At 62.4% G+C, this 21,156-nt stretch carries 19 protein-coding genes; 12 read left to right on the top strand and 7 right to left on the bottom strand.

Going from position 1 to position 21,156, the window contains the following annotated elements; translation table 11 throughout:
* Positions 1 to 6: 6 nt before the first annotated feature.
* Entirely contained in the window at positions 7 to 174 is a 168-nt protein-coding gene (locus tag IE079_RS00365; protein WP_189571185.1) for a rubredoxin, read from the bottom strand.
* Between the two features lie 234 nt (positions 175 to 408).
* Here IE079_RS00365 and IE079_RS00370 point away from each other — a divergent pair, with 234 nt between their 5' ends.
* From IE079_RS00370 to phoR, 5 genes are all read left to right on the top strand, one after another.
* Entirely contained in the window at positions 409 to 966 is a 558-nt protein-coding gene (locus IE079_RS00370) for a hypoxanthine-guanine phosphoribosyltransferase (protein ID WP_189571187.1), read from the top strand.
* Positions 947 to 1,522 carry a chorismate--pyruvate lyase family protein gene (locus tag IE079_RS00375; protein WP_189571189.1) on the top strand — a complete coding sequence of 192 codons (576 nt, stop codon included), beginning with the start codon at positions 947 to 949 and terminating at the stop codon, positions 1,520 to 1,522. The genes IE079_RS00370 and IE079_RS00375 overlap by 20 nt, the downstream gene beginning before the upstream one ends.
* Before the next feature lie 80 nt (positions 1,523 to 1,602).
* Positions 1,603 to 2,490 (top strand): 4-hydroxybenzoate octaprenyltransferase, encoded by an 888-nt coding sequence (gene ubiA, locus IE079_RS00380; protein ID WP_189571191.1) that lies wholly within the window; start codon positions 1,603 to 1,605, stop codon positions 2,488 to 2,490.
* A 127-nt stretch (positions 2,491 to 2,617) separates the two neighbouring features.
* Entirely contained in the window at positions 2,618 to 3,307 is a 690-nt protein-coding gene (gene phoB, locus IE079_RS00385; RefSeq protein WP_189571193.1) for a phosphate regulon transcriptional regulator PhoB, read from the top strand.
* 108 nt (positions 3,308 to 3,415) lie between these two features.
* Positions 3,416 to 4,780, top strand: coding sequence for a phosphate regulon sensor histidine kinase PhoR (gene phoR, locus IE079_RS00390; protein WP_189571196.1), 1,365 nt, complete (start codon positions 3,416 to 3,418; stop codon positions 4,778 to 4,780).
* Here the strand turns inward: phoR and IE079_RS00395 are convergent.
* Positions 4,751 to 5,584, bottom strand: a complete 834-nt coding sequence (locus IE079_RS00395; RefSeq protein ID WP_189571200.1) for a response regulator — start codon at positions 5,582 to 5,584, stop codon at positions 4,751 to 4,753. The genes phoR and IE079_RS00395 overlap by 30 nt on opposite strands.
* Before the next feature lie 152 nt (positions 5,585 to 5,736).
* Between IE079_RS00395 and IE079_RS00400 the strand changes: the two genes are divergently transcribed.
* From IE079_RS00400 to IE079_RS00410, 3 genes are all read left to right on the top strand, one after another.
* Positions 5,737 to 7,005 carry a lytic murein transglycosylase gene (locus IE079_RS00400; protein ID WP_227712222.1) on the top strand — a complete coding sequence of 423 codons (1,269 nt, stop codon included), beginning with the start codon at positions 5,737 to 5,739 and terminating at the stop codon, positions 7,003 to 7,005.
* A 66-nt stretch (positions 7,006 to 7,071) separates the two neighbouring features.
* Complete coding sequence (locus IE079_RS00405; RefSeq protein ID WP_189571202.1) at positions 7,072 to 8,106, top strand: metal-dependent hydrolase; 1,035 nt, start codon at positions 7,072 to 7,074, stop codon at positions 8,104 to 8,106.
* Between the two features lie 2 nt (positions 8,107 to 8,108).
* Positions 8,109 to 8,810: a pseudouridine synthase gene (locus IE079_RS00410; RefSeq protein ID WP_189571205.1), complete on the top strand. Its 702-nt coding sequence runs from the start codon at positions 8,109 to 8,111 to the stop codon at positions 8,808 to 8,810.
* A gap of 19 nt (positions 8,811 to 8,829) precedes the next feature.
* On the opposite strand, the gene IE079_RS00415 is transcribed toward IE079_RS00410, so the two are convergent.
* Entirely contained in the window at positions 8,830 to 9,309 is a 480-nt protein-coding gene (locus tag IE079_RS00415) for an asparaginase domain-containing protein (protein ID WP_189571208.1), read from the bottom strand.
* Positions 9,310 to 9,487: 178 nt separating this feature from the next.
* Here IE079_RS00415 and IE079_RS00420 point away from each other — a divergent pair, with 178 nt between their 5' ends.
* Positions 9,488 to 11,899: a phosphoketolase family protein gene (locus IE079_RS00420; RefSeq protein WP_189571211.1), complete on the top strand. Its 2,412-nt coding sequence runs from the start codon at positions 9,488 to 9,490 to the stop codon at positions 11,897 to 11,899.
* A 55-nt stretch (positions 11,900 to 11,954) separates the two neighbouring features.
* Here IE079_RS00420 and IE079_RS00425 read toward each other — a convergent pair whose 3' ends face one another.
* Both IE079_RS00425 and IE079_RS00430 read right to left on the bottom strand, forming a co-directional pair.
* Positions 11,955 to 14,699: a cation-translocating P-type ATPase gene (locus tag IE079_RS00425; RefSeq protein WP_189571214.1), complete on the bottom strand. Its 2,745-nt coding sequence runs from the start codon at positions 14,697 to 14,699 to the stop codon at positions 11,955 to 11,957.
* Positions 14,700 to 14,810: 111 nt separating this feature from the next.
* Positions 14,811 to 16,709 carry a putative bifunctional diguanylate cyclase/phosphodiesterase gene (locus IE079_RS00430; RefSeq protein WP_189571217.1) on the bottom strand — a complete coding sequence of 633 codons (1,899 nt, stop codon included), beginning with the start codon at positions 16,707 to 16,709 and terminating at the stop codon, positions 14,811 to 14,813.
* A 180-nt stretch (positions 16,710 to 16,889) separates the two neighbouring features.
* On the opposite strand from IE079_RS00430, the gene IE079_RS00435 reads away from it, so the two are divergent.
* Complete coding sequence (locus IE079_RS00435; RefSeq protein WP_189571220.1) at positions 16,890 to 17,900, top strand: LLM class flavin-dependent oxidoreductase; 1,011 nt, start codon at positions 16,890 to 16,892, stop codon at positions 17,898 to 17,900.
* 9 nt (positions 17,901 to 17,909) lie between these two features.
* On the opposite strand, the gene IE079_RS00440 is transcribed toward IE079_RS00435, so the two are convergent.
* A complete protein-coding gene (locus IE079_RS00440) occupies positions 17,910 to 18,482 on the bottom strand; it encodes a glutathione S-transferase family protein (RefSeq protein ID WP_189571223.1) in 573 nt (190 codons plus the stop codon).
* Between the two features lie 34 nt (positions 18,483 to 18,516).
* Positions 18,517 to 19,632, bottom strand: a complete 1,116-nt coding sequence (ald, locus tag IE079_RS00445; RefSeq protein ID WP_189571226.1) for an alanine dehydrogenase — start codon at positions 19,630 to 19,632, stop codon at positions 18,517 to 18,519.
* Between the two features lie 137 nt (positions 19,633 to 19,769).
* On the opposite strand from ald, the gene IE079_RS00450 reads away from it, so the two are divergent.
* Complete coding sequence (locus tag IE079_RS00450; RefSeq protein WP_189571228.1) at positions 19,770 to 20,570, top strand: dienelactone hydrolase family protein; 801 nt, start codon at positions 19,770 to 19,772, stop codon at positions 20,568 to 20,570.
* 302 nt (positions 20,571 to 20,872) lie between these two features.
* Positions 20,873 to 21,079 (top strand): cold-shock protein, encoded by a 207-nt coding sequence (locus IE079_RS00455; protein ID WP_189571230.1) that lies wholly within the window; start codon positions 20,873 to 20,875, stop codon positions 21,077 to 21,079.
* Positions 21,080 to 21,156 lie beyond the last annotated feature (77 nt).

Here is a 21,156-nt window from a genome sequence, read left to right on the forward strand (position 1 = left end):
CGGTCCTCAGCCGATCTCGATCATTTCAAAATCTTCCTTGCCAGCACCGCAGTCCGGGCACTCCCAGTCCTCGGGTACATCTTCCCAGGCGGTACCCGGCGGAACGCCATCGTCCGGCCAGCCTTCGGCTTCATCATAGATAAAGCCACACACTACACACTGCCATTTCTTCACGCTTGTCCTCCTGAAGGAACAGATCGGTGCTTTTACGGCGCACCGGAAAGTTTCGGATACATAATACGCATACGGAAGGTACCGCTAAAGGACCATTGCGTAATACCGGGCCCTGTGCGGGAATCACGGCCTGCCACAATGGTTGTTTTTGCGTATCCGGCAGCTGAAAGGGGCACTCCCTTACAGCCATTATTTTCGCTATACTTGCGCGTTTTACGACAGGATCCGACGACTATGAGTAACCCCGTCGACGAGCTGAGGCAGGTCATGGCGGAAGCCGACTGCCTGGTTCCCGAACAGCAGGTCTACCAGGCCATCGACAGTCTTGCGCGGGATATCACCGCCGCCCTGGAAGACAGCAACCCCCTGCTGTTCTGCGTGATGAACGGCGGTCTGATCCTGACCGGCCAGCTATTGCCCCGGCTGAAGTTTCCGGTGCAGGCCGAATACCTCCATGCCACCCGCTACCGCCAGGAAACCACTGGCGGCATTCTCGAGTGGAAGCTGCAACCGGACGCCGACATGAACGGGCGCACTGTGCTGATCGTCGACGACATTCTCGACGAGGGCACCACCCTGAACGCCATTGCTGACTATTGCGCCACCCATGGTGCCAGCAAGGTGCTGACTGCGGTGCTGGTGGATAAACAGCATGACCGCAAGGCCCGGCCGGGGCTGAAGGCGGACTTCACCGGGCTCGAGGTGGAAGACCGCTTCCTGTTCGGCTTCGGCATGGACTACAAGGGCTATTGGCGCAACGCACCGGGCATCTATGCCGTCAAGGGTCTGTGAACCGGCGGTGAGCAATCACGGGAGCCACTCCATCGTGCCACCGGTCCGCTGGTACCGGTCCTTCCGGCAGGCGCGCCTGAATCGCCCCGCCCTGGCTGGCACTGCTGCCTTCTGGTTACAGGCAGAAGGTTCCCTCACCCGCCACCTGCAGTTGCGCTGCCGGCAGCGCTTTCACGTCGAAGTGGCCCATGAGGGCTTCTGCCTGCCCACCCGGGAGGAAGCTCTGACCCTGGGCATTCCCCACCGGCAACGGGCCTGGATCCGCGAAGTCCGGCTCTGTGGCGACGGCACCCCCTGGGTACTGGCGCGCACCATCATACCGCTGGACACCCTGTCCGGCCGCGGCCGGCGGCTTCGCCACCTGGGCCGGGTGCCGCTCGGCGCGTGGCTGTTCAGTCACCGGGAGTGGAGCCGGGGCCCGTTGCAGACGGGACTATGTCACCCGGTCCGCCCCGGCGACCCCCGCTGTGCCCGGCGATCGATATTCAGCAACCGGGATCATCGGCTGCTGGTGGGCGAATACTTCCTTCCGGAGCTTCTGGCCCGGCCGCTCTGACCAACCCTCTATCGGCCCCTTACGGACCCGCCGGATAATGATAAACTGCCGGCGTCCGATCACTCGCCGATGGAGCACTGATGACCCTGGTCACGCTATCCCCCAGCCTGCGTCACCGCCTGATGGACTATGCACAACTGTTGCGCATCAACCGGCCCATTGGCTCACTGCTGTTGCTCTGGCCCACCTGGTGGGCCCTGTGGCTGGCGGCCGACGGCAACTATCCCGCCATTGGCAACGTCATCGTGTTCACCCTGGGCGTCTTTTTCATGCGCGCCGCAGGCTGTGCCATCAATGACTTCGCCGACCGCAAGGTGGACCGGCATGTCAGGCGCACCAAGGACCGCCCCCTCACCTCCGGGCGCATCCAGCCAAAAGAGGCCGTTGCCCTGTTCCTGGGGCTGGTACTGGCGTCCTTCCTGCTGGTCGTGCTGTTCACCAACACGCTGACCCTCTACCTGTCGTTCGGCGGGCTGGTGCTGGCCTTTATCTATCCCTTCATGAAGCGGTACACCCACCTGCCCCAGCTGTTCCTGGGGGCGGCCTTTTCCTGGGCGATTCCGATGGCCTGGGCGGCGGAGGCCGGCGAACTGAGCCGTCTCACCTGGCTGTTATTCACCGCCAACGTGCTGTGGACCGTCGCCTACGACACCCTCTATGCCATGGTGGACCGGGAGGACGACCTCAAGATCGGCATCAAGTCCACCGCCATCCTGTTCGGTGACGCCGACCTGCGGATCATCGGCTGCCTGCAGGCACTGGTGGTGGTCACCCTGGTCATGGTCGGCAGCCAGGCGGGGCTGGGCTTCTTCTGGTACCTGGGGGTGGCAATGATGGCCGCGCTGTTCGGTTGGCACCAGTACCTGGCCCGCAATCGCACCCGCGAGGGCTGTTTCGAGGCGTTCCTGAACAACAACTGGGCGGGATTCGTGGTTTTTGCCGGTCTGGCCCTGGACAGACTTTTCTGAGCCCGCCGGCGCGAAACCGGACCTGATCCGTACTTTTTCGGATGGAACATGGCCCATGTCATAAACTTGTAACAGATCCCCGTTGTAATGAGGCAGCAACAACTAAAGGACTACAGGTACAAGCGCAATGACCAAGACCGTTCTGATCGTTGACGATGAAGCGCCTATCCGCGAGATGATTGCCGTAGCGCTGGAGATGGCAGACTACAATTACCTGGAGGCGGCGGACGCCCGCGAAGCCCACGCCCTGATCGTGGACAGGCAGCCGGACCTGGTGCTGCTGGACTGGATGCTGCCCGGCACCAGTGGCGTTGAGCTGGCTCGCCGCCTCAAGAAGGAGGAAACCACGGCGGAAATCCCCATCATCATGCTCACCGCCAAGGTCGAGGAAGACAACAAGATCCAGGGGCTGGAGGTGGGCGCCGATGACTACATCACCAAACCCTTTTCCCCCCGGGAACTGGTTGCCCGCCTGAAAGCGGTGCTCCGGCGGACCACACCGGCAGGCGTGGAATCCCCGATCGAGGTGGATGGCCTGACCCTGGATCCGGTCGGCCACCGGATCACCGGCCCCGAGGGCGCCATCAGCATGGGCCCCACGGAATACCGCCTGCTGCAGTTCTTCATGACCCATCAGGAGCGGGTGTACACCCGGTCACAACTGCTGGACCAGGTGTGGGGTGGCAACGTGTATGTGGAGGAACGCACGGTGGATGTACATATCCGGCGCTTGCGCAAGGCCCTCGGCGAGCAATATGATCACCTGATCCAGACCGTGCGCGGCACCGGCTACCGGTTCTCGACCAGGGCTGCCTGATGGCCGCTGGCGCATCATCGGTAATCTGATGTCCCGTCTGGTTCATTCGCTGACCACACGGGGCAGCAAAGGTCCGCCCGGGCAAATGCAGGAGCAGGTCGGAGTTTCATGAACTACAAGTGGTCGCGATATCTGAGGCTGATCCTCCTCATCCTGGCCATGGCCACTGGGGTCGGGGCAGCTTTCGGATACCCCATGGAAGGTCTTCTTGCCGGGCTGCTGCTTTACCTGGCCTGGACCCTGGCCCAGGCCCGCAAGCTCTATCAATGGCTCAGCCATCCCGGCGCCGGCCAGGAGGCCCCGGCAAGCATCGGTCTCTGGGGTGACATCTTCGATGGTCTGCACAAGCTGCATCAAGGCCATCTTGCCACCCAGGACCGGCTGCTGGCCCAGTTCAACCGTTTGCAGGAATCCACCAATGCCATGCGCGACGGTGTGGTGATGACCGACGCCAGAGGTGTGCTGGTGTGGTGGAACGGGTCTGCCTCCTACCTGCTGGGGCTCCAGCGTCAGACCGACCGCGGCCAGCCCATCCAGAACCTGCTCAGGGCCCCGGCCTTCAAGGCGTATTTTGACGGGCGCGACTACCGGGAACCACTGGAACTGAACTCTCCGGCCCGGCCACATCTGCACCTGCAGATCCAGATCAGCCTGTTTGGCGAGGATGACCGGCTGATCGTGGTCAAGGACGTTACCCGACTGTTTCAACTCGAGCAGATGCGCCGGGACTTCGTCAGCAACGTGTCCCACGAGATGCGCACCCCCCTGACCGTCATCAGCGGCTACCTGGAAACCATGGTGGACTACTCCGACGAGTTACCGGCCCGGTGGAAGCGCGCCATCGAGACCATGGCCCAGCAGTCCACGCGCATGGAGGCCCTGATCACCGACCTGTTGCTGTTATCGAAACTGGAAACCGGGGAACAACACGGGGCAGACGTGACCGTGGACATCAGCGCCCTGTGTGAACAGATCTGCCAGGACGCCAGGGCACTCAGTGGCGAATCCGGCGGCCATCAGTTCCACCTGGACATTGGCGACCGGCATCATCTGCGGGGTGATGAGGACCAGTTGCGCAGCGCCTTTTCCAACCTGATCTTCAACGCGGTGAAGTATACCCCCACCGGTGGCAGCATCTTCATCACCTGGTTCACCAACAGCGAGGGTGGGCACCTGTCGGTGAAGGACACCGGCATCGGCATCGACCCCGTCCACATTCCCCGCCTGACGGAACGCTTCTACCGGGCCGACCCAAGCCGGCACAAGGAAACCGGTGGTACCGGGCTGGGCCTGGCCATCGTCAAGCATGTGCTGCTGAACCACGACGGCGAGCTGGAAATCCTCAGTAAAATCGGCGATGGCAGTGAGTTCATCTGCCACTTCCCCCGGTCGCGGCTGGACGAGCCGGAACCCGAACGGCAAACGGCCAGCCTTGCGCCCGGCTCAGCGCCGGAAGCCCGCAATGAAATGTGACAGGTCCTCGAGCTTGGTCGGATCATCGTCCACGAAACGCACCGTCACGCTGACAAAGTCGGTGTCCTGGCGCTTGTCCACCGCCTGCAACTGGTGCACATAGCCATTGAGCCTGGCCATCCGGCCTTCAGCCACCTCCATGTCGACCACCGCCTGATCGAGGATACCGGGAAACGACTGGTCACGCCTGGCAATGACCCTTACCTCCGAAAGGGTAATATCCTTGATCACGCACTTGAGGGTACTGTCGGCAAAACGTATCGCCGCCACCACCAGCCGGCTGTTCCGCTCCGCCCCGGCGCCCGCGTTTTCCGGCGCACTGACGGCAGCGGCAGGCTTGGTGCCAGTGAGCAGGTCGGCGGATCCCCGGAAGGCGTCCCCTGGCGCCGAGGTGGATCGACCATCCTCCGCCATGGCGCGCTCAAGCGTCTTGCCCATGACTTTCATGACCTTCCTGCTCAACCCCTCCGGACTGAACGGCTTGCCCAGGTACTCCGACACTCCCTGCTGCACCGCTTCCACCACGTGGCTCTTGTCACCCCGGCTGGTGATCATGATGAAGGGCACCGTACGGTAGCTGTCGTCGGCACGCGCCCATTGCAGCAGTTCCAGCCCCGACATCTCGGGCATTTCCCAGTCACACAGAATCAGGTCAAAGCGATTGCGGGACATCAGCGACTGGGCCCGCCGGCCATTCTGCGCCTCGGTCATCTCGATCACCGGGAAGCGCTGGCGCAGGGTTCGCTTGACCAGATCCCGGACAAAACTGGCGTCATCAACCACCAGTGCTTTCAGTACTGCCATAACGATTGTTCCCCAATTCTCCTGCCGGGCACCGGATCCATCAAAAGGCACTGGCATGGGCTGTTTAACACGATCCCAAACACGCTACTATAAGCGCTGACAAACCGGATAGTGAGATTTACGTGGTCAAGACCCTGAGATACAGACAATGGATGTCATCCCGTTTTTGCCCCGAGGCCAAGGGCCCATTCATCAGGGCCCTGATGGTAACCGGTGGACTTGCCCTGGGTGGCCTGCCTGCGGCCACCCTTGCCAATACCGATGAGACCACCGAGCCACCGCAGAAACCGGCCAGTTTCGACCAGTGCCTTACCGGCATTGAGGAACGGGCCGTGTCCGAAGGTGTCTCCCACGACACCGCCCGGCAGGTTCTGGCCGGGGCCGAGTTCCTGCCCCGGGTGATCGAACTGGACCGCCGCCAGCCGGAGTTCACCACCACATTTGCCGACTACCTTGGTCGCCGGGTCAGCGAAACCCGCATCGAGAAAGGCCGTGAAATGCTTGAGGAACACCGGGACCTGCTGGCCCGGGTAAGCCGGGAAACCGGCGTACCACCGGCCTACCTGGTGTCATTCTGGGGTCTTGAAACCAACTATGGCAGCTATTTCGGCAAAATGCCCGTGCCCAGCGCACTGGCCACCCTGGCCTGCGACGAGCGCCGGGGCACCTACTTTTCCGGCGAGCTGGTATCCGCTCTCAAGATTATTGACGAAGGCGCCATCGAAGCTCAGGGCATGGAAGGCTCCTGGGCCGGTGCCATGGGCCATGTGCAGTTCATGCCGTCGGTGTTCCTCAGGCATGCCACCGATGCCGACGGCGACGGCCGCAGGGATCTCTGGAACAGCGTACCCGACGCCATGATGTCGGCCGGGCGTTTCCTGGAAAGCATGGGCTGGGATCCTGACTATCGTTGGGGCCGGGAGGTGCTGCTGCCCGAGAGTTTCGATTATTCCCTGGCCGGGGACGGCAAGCGCAGCCTGAGCCAGTGGAACCAGCTGGGGGTCACCGATGTTTACGGCAACCCGCTGGCAGACGAACCCATCGATGCCAGGCTGGTTGTGCCGGCGGGGCATCGTGGTCCGGCCTTTCTGGCCTATGACAACTTCCGCGTCATCATGGGCTGGAACCGTTCCGAGTACTACGCCATTGCGGTGGGTCATCTCGCCGACCGTATTGCCGGCGCTGGCGGCCTGAAGAATCCGCCACCCGAGGACGCACCGACCCTGTCCCGTGACGACGTGCTGGAACTACAGTCCGCCCTCAATGCGCGGGGTTATGACTCCGGCGAACCCGACGGCATTCTGGGGCCCAACACCCGCTCCGCCATCCGCCGCTACCAGGCCCGCGAAGGCCTGATTGCCGATGGCTTCCCGGGGCCGGACCTGCTGGAGCAGCTGGGCGTGCAGCCGGCATCGTCGTAACCGTCATCCGGCGGGCAACAGGCAGCGTACAAGCATTGACCAGTCTATCGAGTCGGATTTGATGGTATGGATTCAGTAACCCAGGCTGCCCTCGGCGCCTGCATCGGCGGTGCCATCGCCAGCCGCACCCTGGGTCGCGCGGCCATCATCGGCGGCGCTGCCCTGGGTACGCTGCCGGACCTGGATGTGGTGCTGGACTACGGCAGCGCCGTTGCCAACTTCACCCAGCACCGGGGTTTCAGTCATTCACTGTTCATTCTGGTGCCACTCGGGGTCGCCCTGGCACTGGCGCTCCATCGCTGGAAACCCCAGCTGTCACTGCGCCGCTGGCTCGCCTTTACCTTGCTGATACTGGTGACCCACCCGCTGCTGGACACGCTCACCACCTATGGCACCCAGCTGTTCTGGCCACTGGGGTCACCACTGGGGTCCAACAGCATCTTCATTATCGATCCGCTGTATACATTACCGTTGCTGTTTGCCATCCTCTATGGCCTGCTGAGACCGCCGGCCCACCGGGCCCTTTACGCATCGCTGGCCCTGTCTTCCGCGTATCTGTTATGGGCGCTCGGCGCCCAGGCGCTGGTGGACAGCCGGGTTGAAGACCAGCTGGCAGACCGGGGGCTGGCAGAGGCGCCGCGCATGGTTCAGCCGATGCCTTTCACCACGCTGTTGTGGCGGGTCACCGTGCTGGACACCGACGAGCGGCTGGAAATCGTCACCGGCCCTTTCGAGGGTGATCGCCCGCTGACCGTTGAGCGATTCCCCCGGGACCCGGCCCTGATCGACCGGCTGGCATCCTTTGCCGAAGGGCAGCGGCTGATCTGGTTTACCGATGGCTTCCTCGATGTCCGGGTCCGTGAAAACCGGCTGCTGGCCACCGACATCCGGCTGGGGGTGCCCGGCGCCCACCCCTTCACCTTTGTGATCGCCCGCCAGGACCCTGATGGTCACTGGTCGGCCACCGCCAGTACCCGGGAACCTCGCCCCGCCATGCGCAACGACGCCCTGCGCGCGTTCTGGTCCCGGCTCAGTGGCGAAGCCCAGGTGCTTTGCATGGCCTCCTTCGAGGCACTGCCCGCCGGCGAGACCTGCTCCTGACCATGCGCCTGGATGCGTACCTGTCACGCTGCACGGCCCTGTCCCGCAAGGACGCGCGCCATGCAATCCGGGCCGGACGGGTATCGCTGGATGGCCACCCCACCCGCAAGGCTGCAACAATCGTCCCGGACGGTATGGTGGTGTCACTGGATGGCCTGCCGGTGATCCTGCCAGGGCACCAGTACCTGATGCTGAACAAGCCCGCAGGATTCCTCAGCGCCACGACCGACGCCTCCCATCCAGTGGTGACTGACCTGCTGCCGCAGGCACTGGCCGACCGGGTACATCCGGTCGGCCGGCTGGACCTGGACACCACCGGCCTGCTACTGCTGACCTCCGACGGGCAATGGAGCCACCGCATCACGTCGCCCCGCCACCATTGCCCCAAGACCTACCGGGTCACCCTGGCGGACCCGCTGAGCGACGAGGCCCGGCGGCAACTTGAAACCGGACTGCAACTGCGCAGTGACGACAACAGCACGCGACCGGCGACTGTTGAACGCCAGTCAGACAGGATCATTGACCTGACCATCACCGAAGGCCGCTACCATCAGGTCAAACGGATGATCGCGGCCATCGGCAATCATGTGGAAGCCCTTCACCGTCACCGGATCGGCACCCTGACCCTGGATGACTCCCTGGCCCCCGGAGAGTTCCGCCGCCTCACCGACCCTGAAATCCGAGAGCTTGCGCCACTGGAATAGTGTTCGGGGACGATAACCGTCAGTCCCGCTCAAAACGCCCCGCCTTCAGGTTTTTCCTTACCCTGCCGGCCTCGAACACCTCGCCATTCATCGCAACATAGACCCCCGGTGGCAACAGGCCCACCGCCGCCACGGCAAACCCGAGATTGAAAACCGCATCGCTGTGGCGCATGCGGGCCGGCTGCATGGCACCGAACAGCACGATGGTCTTGCCCGCAATGCCATCGAGAGCATCCGCCGACTCCGCCATGGTGTCGGTACCATGGGTGATAATGATCCGCTCTTCCGGACAGGCCGCCACGGCGTCCCGCATTTGCTGACGGTCCACATCCGTCAATTCCAGGCTGTCCTTGCGCTGCAGGCCAGTCACCCGCCAGGGCAAGGTAACGTTTGCTTCGGTCAGCAATTCGGGCAACAGACTGTCGCCGACGGCAAACTCGCTGTTGGCATCGTGATAGATCTTGTCGATGGTGCCACCAGTGGTAAACACATGAATCATGGCTACGCTCCTGTCATCGGGGAGACCATCATAACCCATGCGTCCACGATGCCCGGAGTGACCCAAATCAAAGCGTCATTATGGCTGGCCGGTTAATCTATGCGGTGGATGGCAGGAACCCCTGACCCCGGAAGACGCCGGGTCAGACAAGTCACAACCCGCGCACCGGAGGCTTTCCATGAGCAAACCCTTTGCCGATCTGCAAATGCTGGACGAGGTGGCCGGCATGGATCCTGATTTTCGCCTCTGGCGCGAAGGGTACGGGGTCATCCGTCACCTGCCGGACACACAACAGCAGGTGCTGGTCCTGGCGGAGCAACTGGTGGCCGAGGGCCTGCAGCCGGATACCTCGTCGGTATACCGCACCCTGGCCGCTCTGGACCGGATCACCAGCGCCGGGCTCTGGCTGGTGGTGCACATGACCTACGCCCTGCGGGTACATGCGGATGGTACGCCGCTTCAGTCCAGTGACTTCAAGATGAACCCGGAAGGCCATACCGGCGGCGCCCTCAACATGGTACCCGGCTACGCCGCCTATATGGCCCTTAATGCCCTGACCGGTGACACCCGCAGCTGGCTGATGGGCCAGGGGCACTGCGTGGCCGCCATCGACGCCCTGAATGCCCTGCTTGGCAACCTGAATCCCGAGCAGTCTGCCCGCTATGGCGGCACCGGTGGCCTGGACCATCTGGTTACCGACTTCTACAGCTATCGTCAGCGGGCGGACGGACGCACCGAGGCGCCCCTGGGCAGTCACGTCAATCCGTATACCGCCGGCGGCATCATGGAGGGCGGCTACCTGGGGTTTGCCGAGTTGCAGTACGTCCATATGCCGCTGCCGGGGGAAACCCTGGTGGCGTTCCTGTCGGACGGCGCGGCGGAAGAACAGCGTGGCAGCGACTGGGCCCCGCGCTGGTGGCGGGCGGAGGACTGCGGTCTGCCACTGCCGGTGATGATTGCCAACGGCCGACGCATCGAACAACGCACCGAACTGGGCACCCGCCAGGGTCTGGACGGGTTCATCACCCACCTGAACCGCTGCGGCTTCGATCCCATACGCTTCGATGGCCGCGACCCGGCCGCCTTTGTCTGCACGTTGTTCATCATGGAGCGGCGCCTGAAGACGGCCAGCCGGGAACACCGTCAGGGGTTGCGCCACTACCCCCTGCCGATTCCCTATGGTATTGCCGAAACCGTGAAGGGCTACGGCTTCCATGGTGCCGGCAGCAATGCCGCCCACAATCTGCCCCTGCCCGGCAACCCCCGCTCCGATGCCCGGGCCCGGGACCTGTTCAACCACCACGCGGGCATTCTGCACGTACCGGAAGCGTCACTGCAGGACGCCATCGCACAGCTCAGTAATCACCAGCGCCAGCAGCGCCCGCCGGAGAAGGATCACCCCCTGGCGGCCCGAAATCCCGATGCGCCGGCCATTCCGCAATTACCCGCCCGTACTGACATCTGCTCGCCCATGCTGGCGGTGGATGACTTCTTCCAGGCCCTGGTGGCCAGCAATCCCGGGCTGAGACCGCGCGTAGGCAACCCCGATGAGCTGACCAGCAACCGATTATCCGGCGTGCTGCATGCCCTCCGCCACCGGGTGGATGACCCGGAAAGCGATGCGGAATCGGTTCATGGCAACATTATCACCGCCCTCAACGAAGAGGCCGTGGTATCGGCCTGCCTGGCCAACAAGGGCGGCCTCAACCTGGTGGCCAGTTACGAGGCCTTCTGCGTGAAGATGCTCGGGGCGATCCGCCAGGAACTGATCTTTGCCCGGCACCAGAAAGAGCTGGACCGCCCTGCCCGCTGGCTCGGTTTTCCGGTGATTGCCACCTCCCATAGCTGGGAGAACGGCAAGAACGAGCAGTCCCATCAGGACACCACCTTCTGCGAGGCACTGCTGGGGGAAATGAGCGATATGGTGCGGGTACTGTTCCCGGCGGACTACAACAGTACCCAGGCACTGCTGCCGGAGATTTACACCAGCCGGGGCAAGCTGGCCTGCATGGTGGTGCCCAAGCGTGATCGGCCCTGTGTTTTTACTGCCAACGAGGCCCGCAGCCTGGCCGCTACCGGCGCCCAGGTGGTGGATGAGGATCTGTCGCAGGGCACTCCCCTGATGCTGGTCGCCAATGGCGCATACCAGCTCTCCGAGCTGATCCACGCCTGCGAGCGACTGCGTGACACCAATACACCGTTCAGACTGCTCTATGTTCAGGAACCGGGTCGTTTCAGACAACCACGGGACCGCTTCGAAGCCACCTGCACCCTGCCGGAGCTGGACCGCGAACGCCTGATTCCCGGTCATTACCGGCACCGGGTGGTGCTTACCCACATGCGCCCCGAAGTGTTCCGGGGACACGCCAGTAGTTTGTGTGGCGATCCGCGGCACAGCCGGGTCCTGGGCTACATCAACCACGGCGGCACGCTGAATGAAGCCGGCATGCTGTTCGCGAACCAGTGCACCTGGGCGCACGCGCTTTATCAGGGCGCACAGCTTCTCGGACATCCTCCCGACACCTTCCTCACCGATGAGGAAATTGCCGCCGTGGAAGGCCATGGAGCGCCGGACATCCTGCTCGCCTGACCGTCCGCCTGGCACCGGCCAACCCGGTGACCCGCCGGACCACTGATGCCTTTGATCAGGAGACCGGCGCCCCTGGCTTCGCTTCCCGGTGGCCGCGGAACCGGCGCTTGACCCGGGTTTCCAGCTCCAGCAGGAGCAACACCACCACCCCGGCAGCGACCGAAAAGACCAGACCCGCCAGATCCATGGGCGCCGAGCCAAAGGCTTCATTCAACGGCGGAAACCAGGTGAACAGCGACTGCAGGCATACCACTGCCACCAGCGCGCCAATCACGATAGGCGTACCCACCACACCCCGCAGGGTGATTGATGGGGTGTCGAGATAACGCACCGCGAACAGGTAGAACACTTCCATGGCCACCAGGGTATTGACGGCCATGGTGCGGGCGTAATCCAGTTCGCCCGTGCGGTCCATGCCCCAGTTCCACGCCGCGAAGATTCCCGCCAGAAACAGTAGCGATACCACCAGCACCCGCCACACCACTGACCGCTGCAGCAAGGATTCCGATCTGGCCCTGGGCGGGCGCTTCATGACACCCCCCTCGGTCGGCTCGAAGGCCAGGGTCATGGCCAGCACCACCGAACTCACCATATTGACCCAGAGAATCTGCAGAGCGGTGATGGGCAGGGTCAGCCCCAGCAGCAATGCGGCTATCAGGCTGACCGACTCACCGCCATTGATGGGCAGCAGGAACGCCAGCCCCTTGCGCAGATTGTCATAGACGGTGCGCCCTTCACGGACAGCGGCCGCAATGCTGGCAAAGTTGTCATCCAGCAATACCATGGAAGCCGCTTCCCGCGCCGCTTCAGACCCCTTTACCCCCATGGCGATGCCCACGTCGGCGCGCTTGAGCGCCGGCGCGTCGTTGACACCATCGCCGGTCATCGCGACCACACCATGGCCCGCCTGCAACGCCTTCACCAGGCGCAGTTTGTGCTCCGGACTGGTACGGGCAAAAACATCCACATCGGCTGCCAGGTTAACCAGCTCATCATCATCCACCTGGTCCAGTTCTGCCCCGGTGAGCACCCGTCCGGTTTCCCGCAGCCCCAGCTTTGTAGCAATCGCCCCGGCGGTGCGGGCGTGGTCACCGGTAATCATCTTGACCCGTATACCGGCGTCATGACAGTCGGCAATCGCCTTCACCGCTTCCGGCCTGGGTGGGTCCATGAAGCCGGCCACGCCGAGGAACTGCAACCCCTGGCGGACATCTTCGATAGCCAGCGAGCTGGTGTCCGCTGACACCGGCAAACGGGCGAAAGCCAGCACCCGCAACCCCTCTGCCGCCATGTCATCGATCTTCTGCTGCCAAGGGCCGGTATCCAGTGACTCTATGGAGCCATCGGCTGTCATTGCCTCGGCACACATAGCCAGTATTTGTTCCGGCGCGCCCTTGAGATAGACCATGGCATGACCATGATGATCATGATTGAGGGTCGCCATGAAGCGGTACTCGGCATCGAAGGGAATCTCATCCTGCCGTGGCCATTGAGTGTCCACACTGGCCAGCGCGTTATCCGTTTTCAGGGCCAGCACTTTCAGCGCGCCTTCCATGGGGTCGCCTTCCACCCGTACCGGGTCTTCCTGCAGCTTCAGGTGGGCGTCGTTGCACAGAGCACCGGCCAGAGCCAGCTCGCTCACCGCCGGTGTGAGCGGCTGCCCGGCGGGCCCGGCCACGGCGCCATCGGGGGAATATCCGGTACCACTGACCTCATAACGCTCTCCCCCTGCTACCAGCGTGGTCACGGTCATCTCGTTGCGGGTCAGCGTGCCGGTCTTGTCGGAACAGATCACCGACACCGCGCCCAGGGTTTCAATGACCGGCATCCGTCGTACCACCGCCTTGCGGGTCGCCATACGACGAACCCCGATGGCCAGGGTAATGGTGAGAATGGCCGGCAGTCCTTCGGGAATCGCCGCCACGGTAAGACCCACCACGGCCATGAACAGCTCATTCATGGCCATACCGCTGAACCAGGTGCCCGCCAGGAAGATCATCGCCGCCACCACGATGATCAGAACCGAAAGGTACCGGGCGAAACGGTCTATCTGCTCCAGCAGCGGTGTCTTGAGGGTGTTGGTATGACGGAGCAGGCCGGAAATCCGGCCGATCTCGGTCGCTGTCCCGGTGCGGACCACCACACCCTGGGCGGTGCCAGTGGTAACCATGGTGCCGGCAAAGACCATACTGCGCTGGTCCCCCAGGGCCGCCCCTTCGGGCTGGCTGGCGACCGCCTTGTCCACTGCCATGGACTCGCCGGTGAGAATGGCTTCGTCGACCTGCAGGCCGTGGACACGCTCCAGCCTCACATCAGCCGGCACCCGGTCTCCGGGCTCCAACAGCAGGGTGTCACCGGGCACCAGTTCCGCCGCCCCGATGGTGTGGCGCCCGTGACTGCGAAGCACCACCGCCTGGGGTGCAAGCATATGCCTTATGGCTGACAGCGCCTGTTCCGCCTTACCTTCCTGCAGAAAGCCCACGAGGGTCTGGATGATCACCACCGCCAGAATCACGATGGTATCCATCCAGTGACCCAGCAGCGCCGTAATCAGGGCCGCACTCAGCAAAACATAGATGAGGAAGTTCTTCAGCTGCCTTCCCAGCCGGGCCAGAGGCCCCCGGGGGGCGGCCTCCGGCAACTGGTTGGGGCCATACTGTTGCAGGCGTTGCGTGACCGCTGCACTATCCAGCGGTTCCCCGGCTTCGAGGCGGGCACGCACATCACCCGGGCTCAGGTTATACCAGTGCTCGCTGCTCTCACCACTAACGGCATCAGTTCGGGAAGACGGGGCAGTCATGCTTGAACTCCATTTTCAACAGACAGAGGCATAAAAAAATCAGATATCCATTGCACCCGAGGAGCCGGGGAGTTGCCATGCTCTGGGTCAATAAAGATTTCGGCGACAGGTTCACGCGACGGAATGGCCCTCTCCCAACCGCTTCCGGAACTCGTCGGCAGGCATGGGTGCGGCCCGAAGGAAACCCTGAAAGCTGTCGCAACCAAGCTCGGCCAGAGTGATCAGCTGGCTCTCCAGCTCAACACCCTCGGCCTGAACCTCCAGCTCCATGGCCTGACCCAGGCGGACGACCGCCTTGACGATGCCTTCACCACCACCCTCCATGGCCAGCTCATTCACAAAGCTGCGGTCGATCTTGAGCTTGTCCACCTTGAACCGCCGCAGGTAACTGAGAGAGGAATATCCGGTGCCGAAGTCATCGATAGCCAGGCGTGCTCCGGTGTCCCGCATTTCAGCCAGAAGCTCGGTGGTGCGATCCCCCAGGGCAAGCAGGCTGCTCTCGGTCAGCTCGATCTCCAGACGATTGGCCGGAATACCGGCCTCCTTCACGACCCGTTTGAGAAACCCGGGGAAATGCCCGCGCACCAGCTGCCGAGAGGACACATTGATGGCCACGAACCCCGGATCCAGCCCCTGGTCCAGCCATTGCCGAAGCTGGCGTGCCGCCTCCTCCAGAACCCATCCTCCCAACTCCACGATCAGCCCGGTTTCCTCGGCCAGGGGAATGAACTCAGCCGGAGAAACCAGCCCCCAGTCGGGGTGACGCCAGCGGATGAGAGCTTCCGCTCCGATCAGCTCACCGGAGCCTATGCTGTAAACCGGCTGGTAGAACAGCTCGAACTGGTCACCGGCCAGCCCGGTGGTGAGCGCTTCCTCCAGCTCCAGCCTGCGTCGTGCCATGCGGGTCATGTCGGCACTGTAAAAGGCGAAAGTGTTCTTGCCGGCCAGCTTGGCCTCCGACAGGGCCGAGTCGGCCTGGCTGAACAGCAGCGACACGTTCTGGTAGTCGCTGCTCCGGTCGCCCCTTGCCAGGCAGATCCCGATACTGGCACGCACCATCACCCGGGTATGGTCATCCAGGCGAAACCCGGCCCCCAGGGCATCGAGCAGTCGCGTTGCCAGTTGCTCTACCTGTTGCTGGCCGGTAATGCGGGGCATCAGCACCACGAACTCGTCACCGCCAAAGCGCCCCAGTTGGTCACCATCGGACAGGCATTGCAGGATCCGCTGCCCGGCCACCTGTAACAGCCTGTCCCCGAGCTGGTGACCGTATGACTCGTTTATGGTTTTGAAATCATCCAGGTCGATAAACATCACCGCAACCTGGCTACCGCCGTTTACTGATGTCTGACGCAGGGCGTTACGGACATGATCGGACATCATGGCCCGGTTGGGCAGGTCGGTCAGGGGGTCATAGAAAGCCAGGTAGCGCAGCCTTTCCTTGTCGGCTTTTTCCTCGGTGACATCGGTAACAAACAGCACGTAATAGCTGGCCTGCTGCTTGCTGTCATTCACCCGGGTGACCGTCACCCATTGATTGTACAGGGAGCCGTCGCGTCGCCAGGCCACCACTTCTCCCTGCCACTGACCGGTCTCTTCCACCTGCTGCCAGAGCTCACTGAAGAAGCGCTCATCATGGGCACCGGAGCGGAACTCCGACAACGGACGACCGAGGATCCGGTCCAGCCGGACGTTGTTCATGCGCGCAATGGCAGGATTGGCGTAGATAACCCGACGATTCGCGTCCGCCGCCAGGATCCCGGTATGGGCATTCTCGATCATGGAACTTTGCAGGGTCATGAAGCTGGTGGCATGGTTCAGCTTCTGTATGGACTGATGCACCAGCCAGCCAATAAGCGCGGCACTGAGCAACACGAACACCCAACCCTTGAATGTCTGGGCTTTCGACTGCACCTCATTACTGGCGTCGGCAAACAACCAGGCCACCAGTTGATCGGCAAACAGGATCCAGAGACAGCCCAGCACCAGGTAAATCAGTGCAATTCTCACAGGGGATGTCCTGAGTTCGGCCAATGGCACAACAAATACCTCCACAACTCCGTTAGCCTGCTTTCTGTGTCGCCGCGCCATGCAGTATGCTGCCTGGATTGCCGCCCGGATGATTCGCTCACTTGCCCCGAGAACGATCCAGACGGTACTCAAGACTGTTAACCCAACGCCGGAGCATCCATGCCATCCAATAAACCCTTTTCACTGCTGGAGCTTGCCTCCGTCAGGGAAGGCGATTCCGTATCACAGACGCTAACCAACAGTGTAGCTTATGCGCGCCATGCGGAAAGCCTGGACTTCAACCGCTTCTGGCTGGCCGAACACCACAATATGGAGGGCATCAGCAGCGCTGCGACCTCCGTGTTGATTGGTCATATTGCCGGGCAGACCGACCGTATTCGCGTAGGCTCCGGCGGCGTCATGCTGCCCAACCACCCGCCGCTGGTGATCGCCGAGCAGTTCGGTACCCTGGAGTGCCTGTATCCCGGGCGCATCGACCTGGGTCTGGGGCGCGCGCCGGGCACGGATCCCATCACCAGCCGGGCCCTGCGCCGTGACGGCATCGGTGCCGAGCAGTTTCCCCACGACGTCGAGCAGCTGCAGAAATTGCTGGGGCCGCTGCAACCGGGTCAGCAGGTGAAGGCGATCCCCGGGGCTGGCACCAACGTACCCATCTGGCTGCTGGGGTCGTCCCTGTTCAGTGCCCAGCTGGCAGCCCTGCGTGGCCTGCCCTATGCGTTTGCCGGCCACTTTGCGCCACGGCTGTACCGGGAAGCGCTCAAGGTCTACCGGGATCATTTCCGGCCGTCGGAACAACTCGACCGGCCCCACGCCATGCTTTGCCTGCCGGCGGTACCGGCCGATACCATTGAAGAGGCAGAGCATCTGACCACCACCAGCTACCAGCGCATTCTGTCTCTTTTCCGGGGGCAGCCCCTGTGGATGAGGCCGCCGGTGGAGTCCATGGATGGGCTCTGGAGCCCGGCGGAGGAAGCCGGCGTCAAGGACTTCCTGGGCCTGCAGGTACTGGGCGATGCGGACAGCATTCGTCAGCGTCTGCAACAGATCCTGGCCACGGTGGAAGTGGACGAGCTGATGTTCACGGTAGACCTGTACGATCCGGCCAAACGCCGCCACGCCCTGGATATACTGGCCCGGGTGCGTGACAGCCTTGACGAAAGCCCCGAATAATCTGGCGCTTCAGGCGTTGCGTGGGTCGGTGTCCGCCACGCTGGCCTCATGCCGATGCTGGTCACGGAAGGCCAGCAGGCTCTCCACGCCGGTGAACTCCACCAACTCCCGGAAGTGCATCCAGTCCACCAGGCAATACAGGCAGACGGCCGGATAATCCCAGCCGGCGAAATCGCCCCCTTCCACCATGGCATTGAGCGTGCGCAGGGTGGTCATGATCCGCTCCCGTTGCAGGTTCCAGAACATCACATCGGCCTCCACATCCAGCCCGGATTTCCTCGACAACAGCATGGTGACGCAGGAGTCGTTGGCCCCGTCGATCAGGGTCAGCTGGTTTTCCTGGTCCCAGCTGAGCGGTGTCAGGCCAAGCTTCTGGCTCAGGTAGCGGGCGATCACCCGTGAATCATAGACTTCCTGGCTACCGTCCCGGAGTACCGGAATCTTGAGCGTCGGGTTATTGCGGCGCAGTTCGTCCCGGCCCTCGCCATAGATGTCCAGGTGAACGAAATCATGGGGTGTATCCGTCAGCAGCAGGCGGATGCGACGGACATAGGGGGACGTATTGGAGCCGATCAGTTTCATGGTATCTCCATCGGGTTTCAGGAACCTCTACCGGTCAGGGCAGCAGGGAATGGGGCTCAGCATAGGCCAGACCATGAGCCTCGGCCACCTCGCGAAACGTTACCTGGCCATGGTAGACATTGAGTCCGGCCAACAGGTGCTGGTTTTCCTTCATGGCCGCCACCGGGCCCCTGTCCGCCAGTTGCCGAATAAACGGCAGGGTGGCGTTGTTCAGCGCCAGGGTGGACGTCCTCGCCACGGCCCCGGGCATGTTGGCGACGCAGTAGTGCACCACGCCTTCCTCAATGAAGACCGGATCGTCATGGGTGGTTGGCCGCGAGGTTTCCGCGCAGCCGCCCTGATCGATCGCCACATCCACCAGTACGGTGCCATCGGGCATCCGCCCGAGCATGTTCCGGGTCACCAGTTTTGGTGCCGAGGCCCCGGGAATAAGCACCGCACCAATAACCAGATCCGCTTCGGTAACACACTGGTCAAGCTGGTCGGCACTGGAAAATACCGTACGGATGCGGTTGCCGTAACGGTGATCCAGCTCCCGCAACACATTGATATCCACATCCAGAATGGTGACGTCCGCGCCCAGCCCCACTGCCATGGCCAGGGCATTCTGCCCCACCATGCCGGCACCGATAATGGTGACCCGGGCCGGGCTGACACCGGGCACACCGCCCAGCAACACACCACGCCCACCCTGAGCACGTTCCAGGCAATGAGCGCCGGCCTGCACCGCCATGCGACCGGCCACCTCCGACATGGGGGCCAGCAACGGCAGGTGGCCGTGGTCGTCAGTCACCGTTTCATAGGCAATACAGGTGGCGCCGGACGCCACCAGATCCCGGGTCTGTTCGCCGTCTGGTGCCAGGTGCAGGTAGGTGAACAGGGTCTGGTCCGGAGTCAGTAACTGACGCTCCCCCGCCTGCGGCTCCTTCACCTTGACGATCAGTTCGACATCGCGGAACACTGCTTCCGGGGAAGTTTCGAGGGACGCGCCGGCCTGCCGGTAAAGGTCATCGGAAAAGCCGATTGCCCCACCGGCGCCAGCCTGGACCACTACCTCATGCCCTGCCCGGGTCAACTCTCGCACCGCCGACGGTGTCATGCCCACCCGGTATTCATGATTCTTGATTTCCTTTGGTACGCCGATTCTCATGCCTTATCCCCCCGGTACAACCTGTTCAGGTTTCAGTCTAGCAGGAGCGTGACATCTGTCGGGTCGTTGGCACCGTAAAAGCGAAGTGTTCTATGCTCAACTACGACACTAACCACTACCGCTAAAAGGATTTGCCCATGACTTCGAAACTGGTATCACTGGCCGCCGGCATCGCCCTTTCCCTGAGCGCTGGCTCTGTTTACGCCGAACTGCAGACGGAAACCGTGGATTACACGGTGAACGGCGAGACATTCACCGGCTACATGGCCTGGAACGACAGCGACCAGGGCAAGCGGCCCGGCGTGCTCGTTGTTCACGAATGGTGGGGCCACAACGAGTTCGCCCGTGATCAGGCGGAAAAACTCGCTGCGGCCGGTTACACCGCTTTTGCGCTGGATATGTATGGCGAGGGCAAGGTCACCGACCACCCGAAGGAAGCCCAGGCTTTCATGAAGGAAGCCACCGGCGACCCGGACGTGTTGCAGGCACGGTTTGCTGCTGCCATGGAACAATTGCGCGGGCACAGTACCGTGGATGATGACCTCATTGCGGCCCAGGGCTACTGTTTTGGTGGCGCAGTGGTGCTCAACATGGCCCGCCTGGGCATGGACCTGGACGGGGTGGTGAGCTACCACGGCTCCCTGGGCAGCCCGATCACGCCCGAGCCCGGCGATATCACTGCCCGTATCCAGGTATACACCGGCGGTGCCGACCAGATGGTGCCGGCTGACCAGGTAGGATCATTCGTGACCAGCATGCAGCAGGCGGAAGCCGACTTTTCCGTCACCAGTTTCCCGGGGGTTTTGCATTCGTTCATGAATCCGGGCGCCGATGCCATCGCCGAAGAGCACGACATGCCCGTCGGCTATGACAAGGACGCCGCAGAGCGTTCCTGGGAAGGCACCATGCGTTTCTATCAGGAGATTTTCACGCGGTAAAACAACGGTTGCAGCGGCGCGCAAGCGCTGCTGCCCGCCTGTAGCGACACTAGGTATAACTACGTGAATTTTTGTATCCAAAGGGCTGGCATTACGCCAAAAGCAAGAGTAGAGTCAGAAATCAGGGAAGATCAGTAAAGCACTTCATGAACAAGACGTTTCTCTCTCCTAGTAGTGTACTCGTCGAATTTTTGAACCTGTCGCTCTGGCTTCCTCCCAAAGGTCCTTTGACGATAGACAGCCAGCGGCTGGCGTGAAAAGGGCAATATCTAGAAAGTGAAATGAATACAGGAAAATCAAGTATGTCTACTGTTACCGGCACTGTTAAGTTCTTCAACGAAGCGAAAGGTTTTGGCTTCATTACCCGTGAATCTGGCCCGGACGTTTTCGTTCACTACAGTGCCATTCAGGGCAGCGGCTTCAAGACCCTGGCCGAAGGCCAGCAGGTTGAGTTCACCGTAACTCAGGGCCAGAAAGGTCCTCAGGCGGAGAACGTTGTCCCCCTGTAAATCAGGCTTCAACGTGGGTAGCACCCCAAACATGTTTTGAGTGCTACTGAATAAAAAGGCAGCCAATTGGCTGCCTT

This window comes from Marinobacter zhanjiangensis, from assembly GCF_014651935.1.
Classification (GTDB): domain Bacteria; phylum Pseudomonadota; class Gammaproteobacteria; order Pseudomonadales; family Oleiphilaceae; genus Marinobacter; species Marinobacter zhanjiangensis.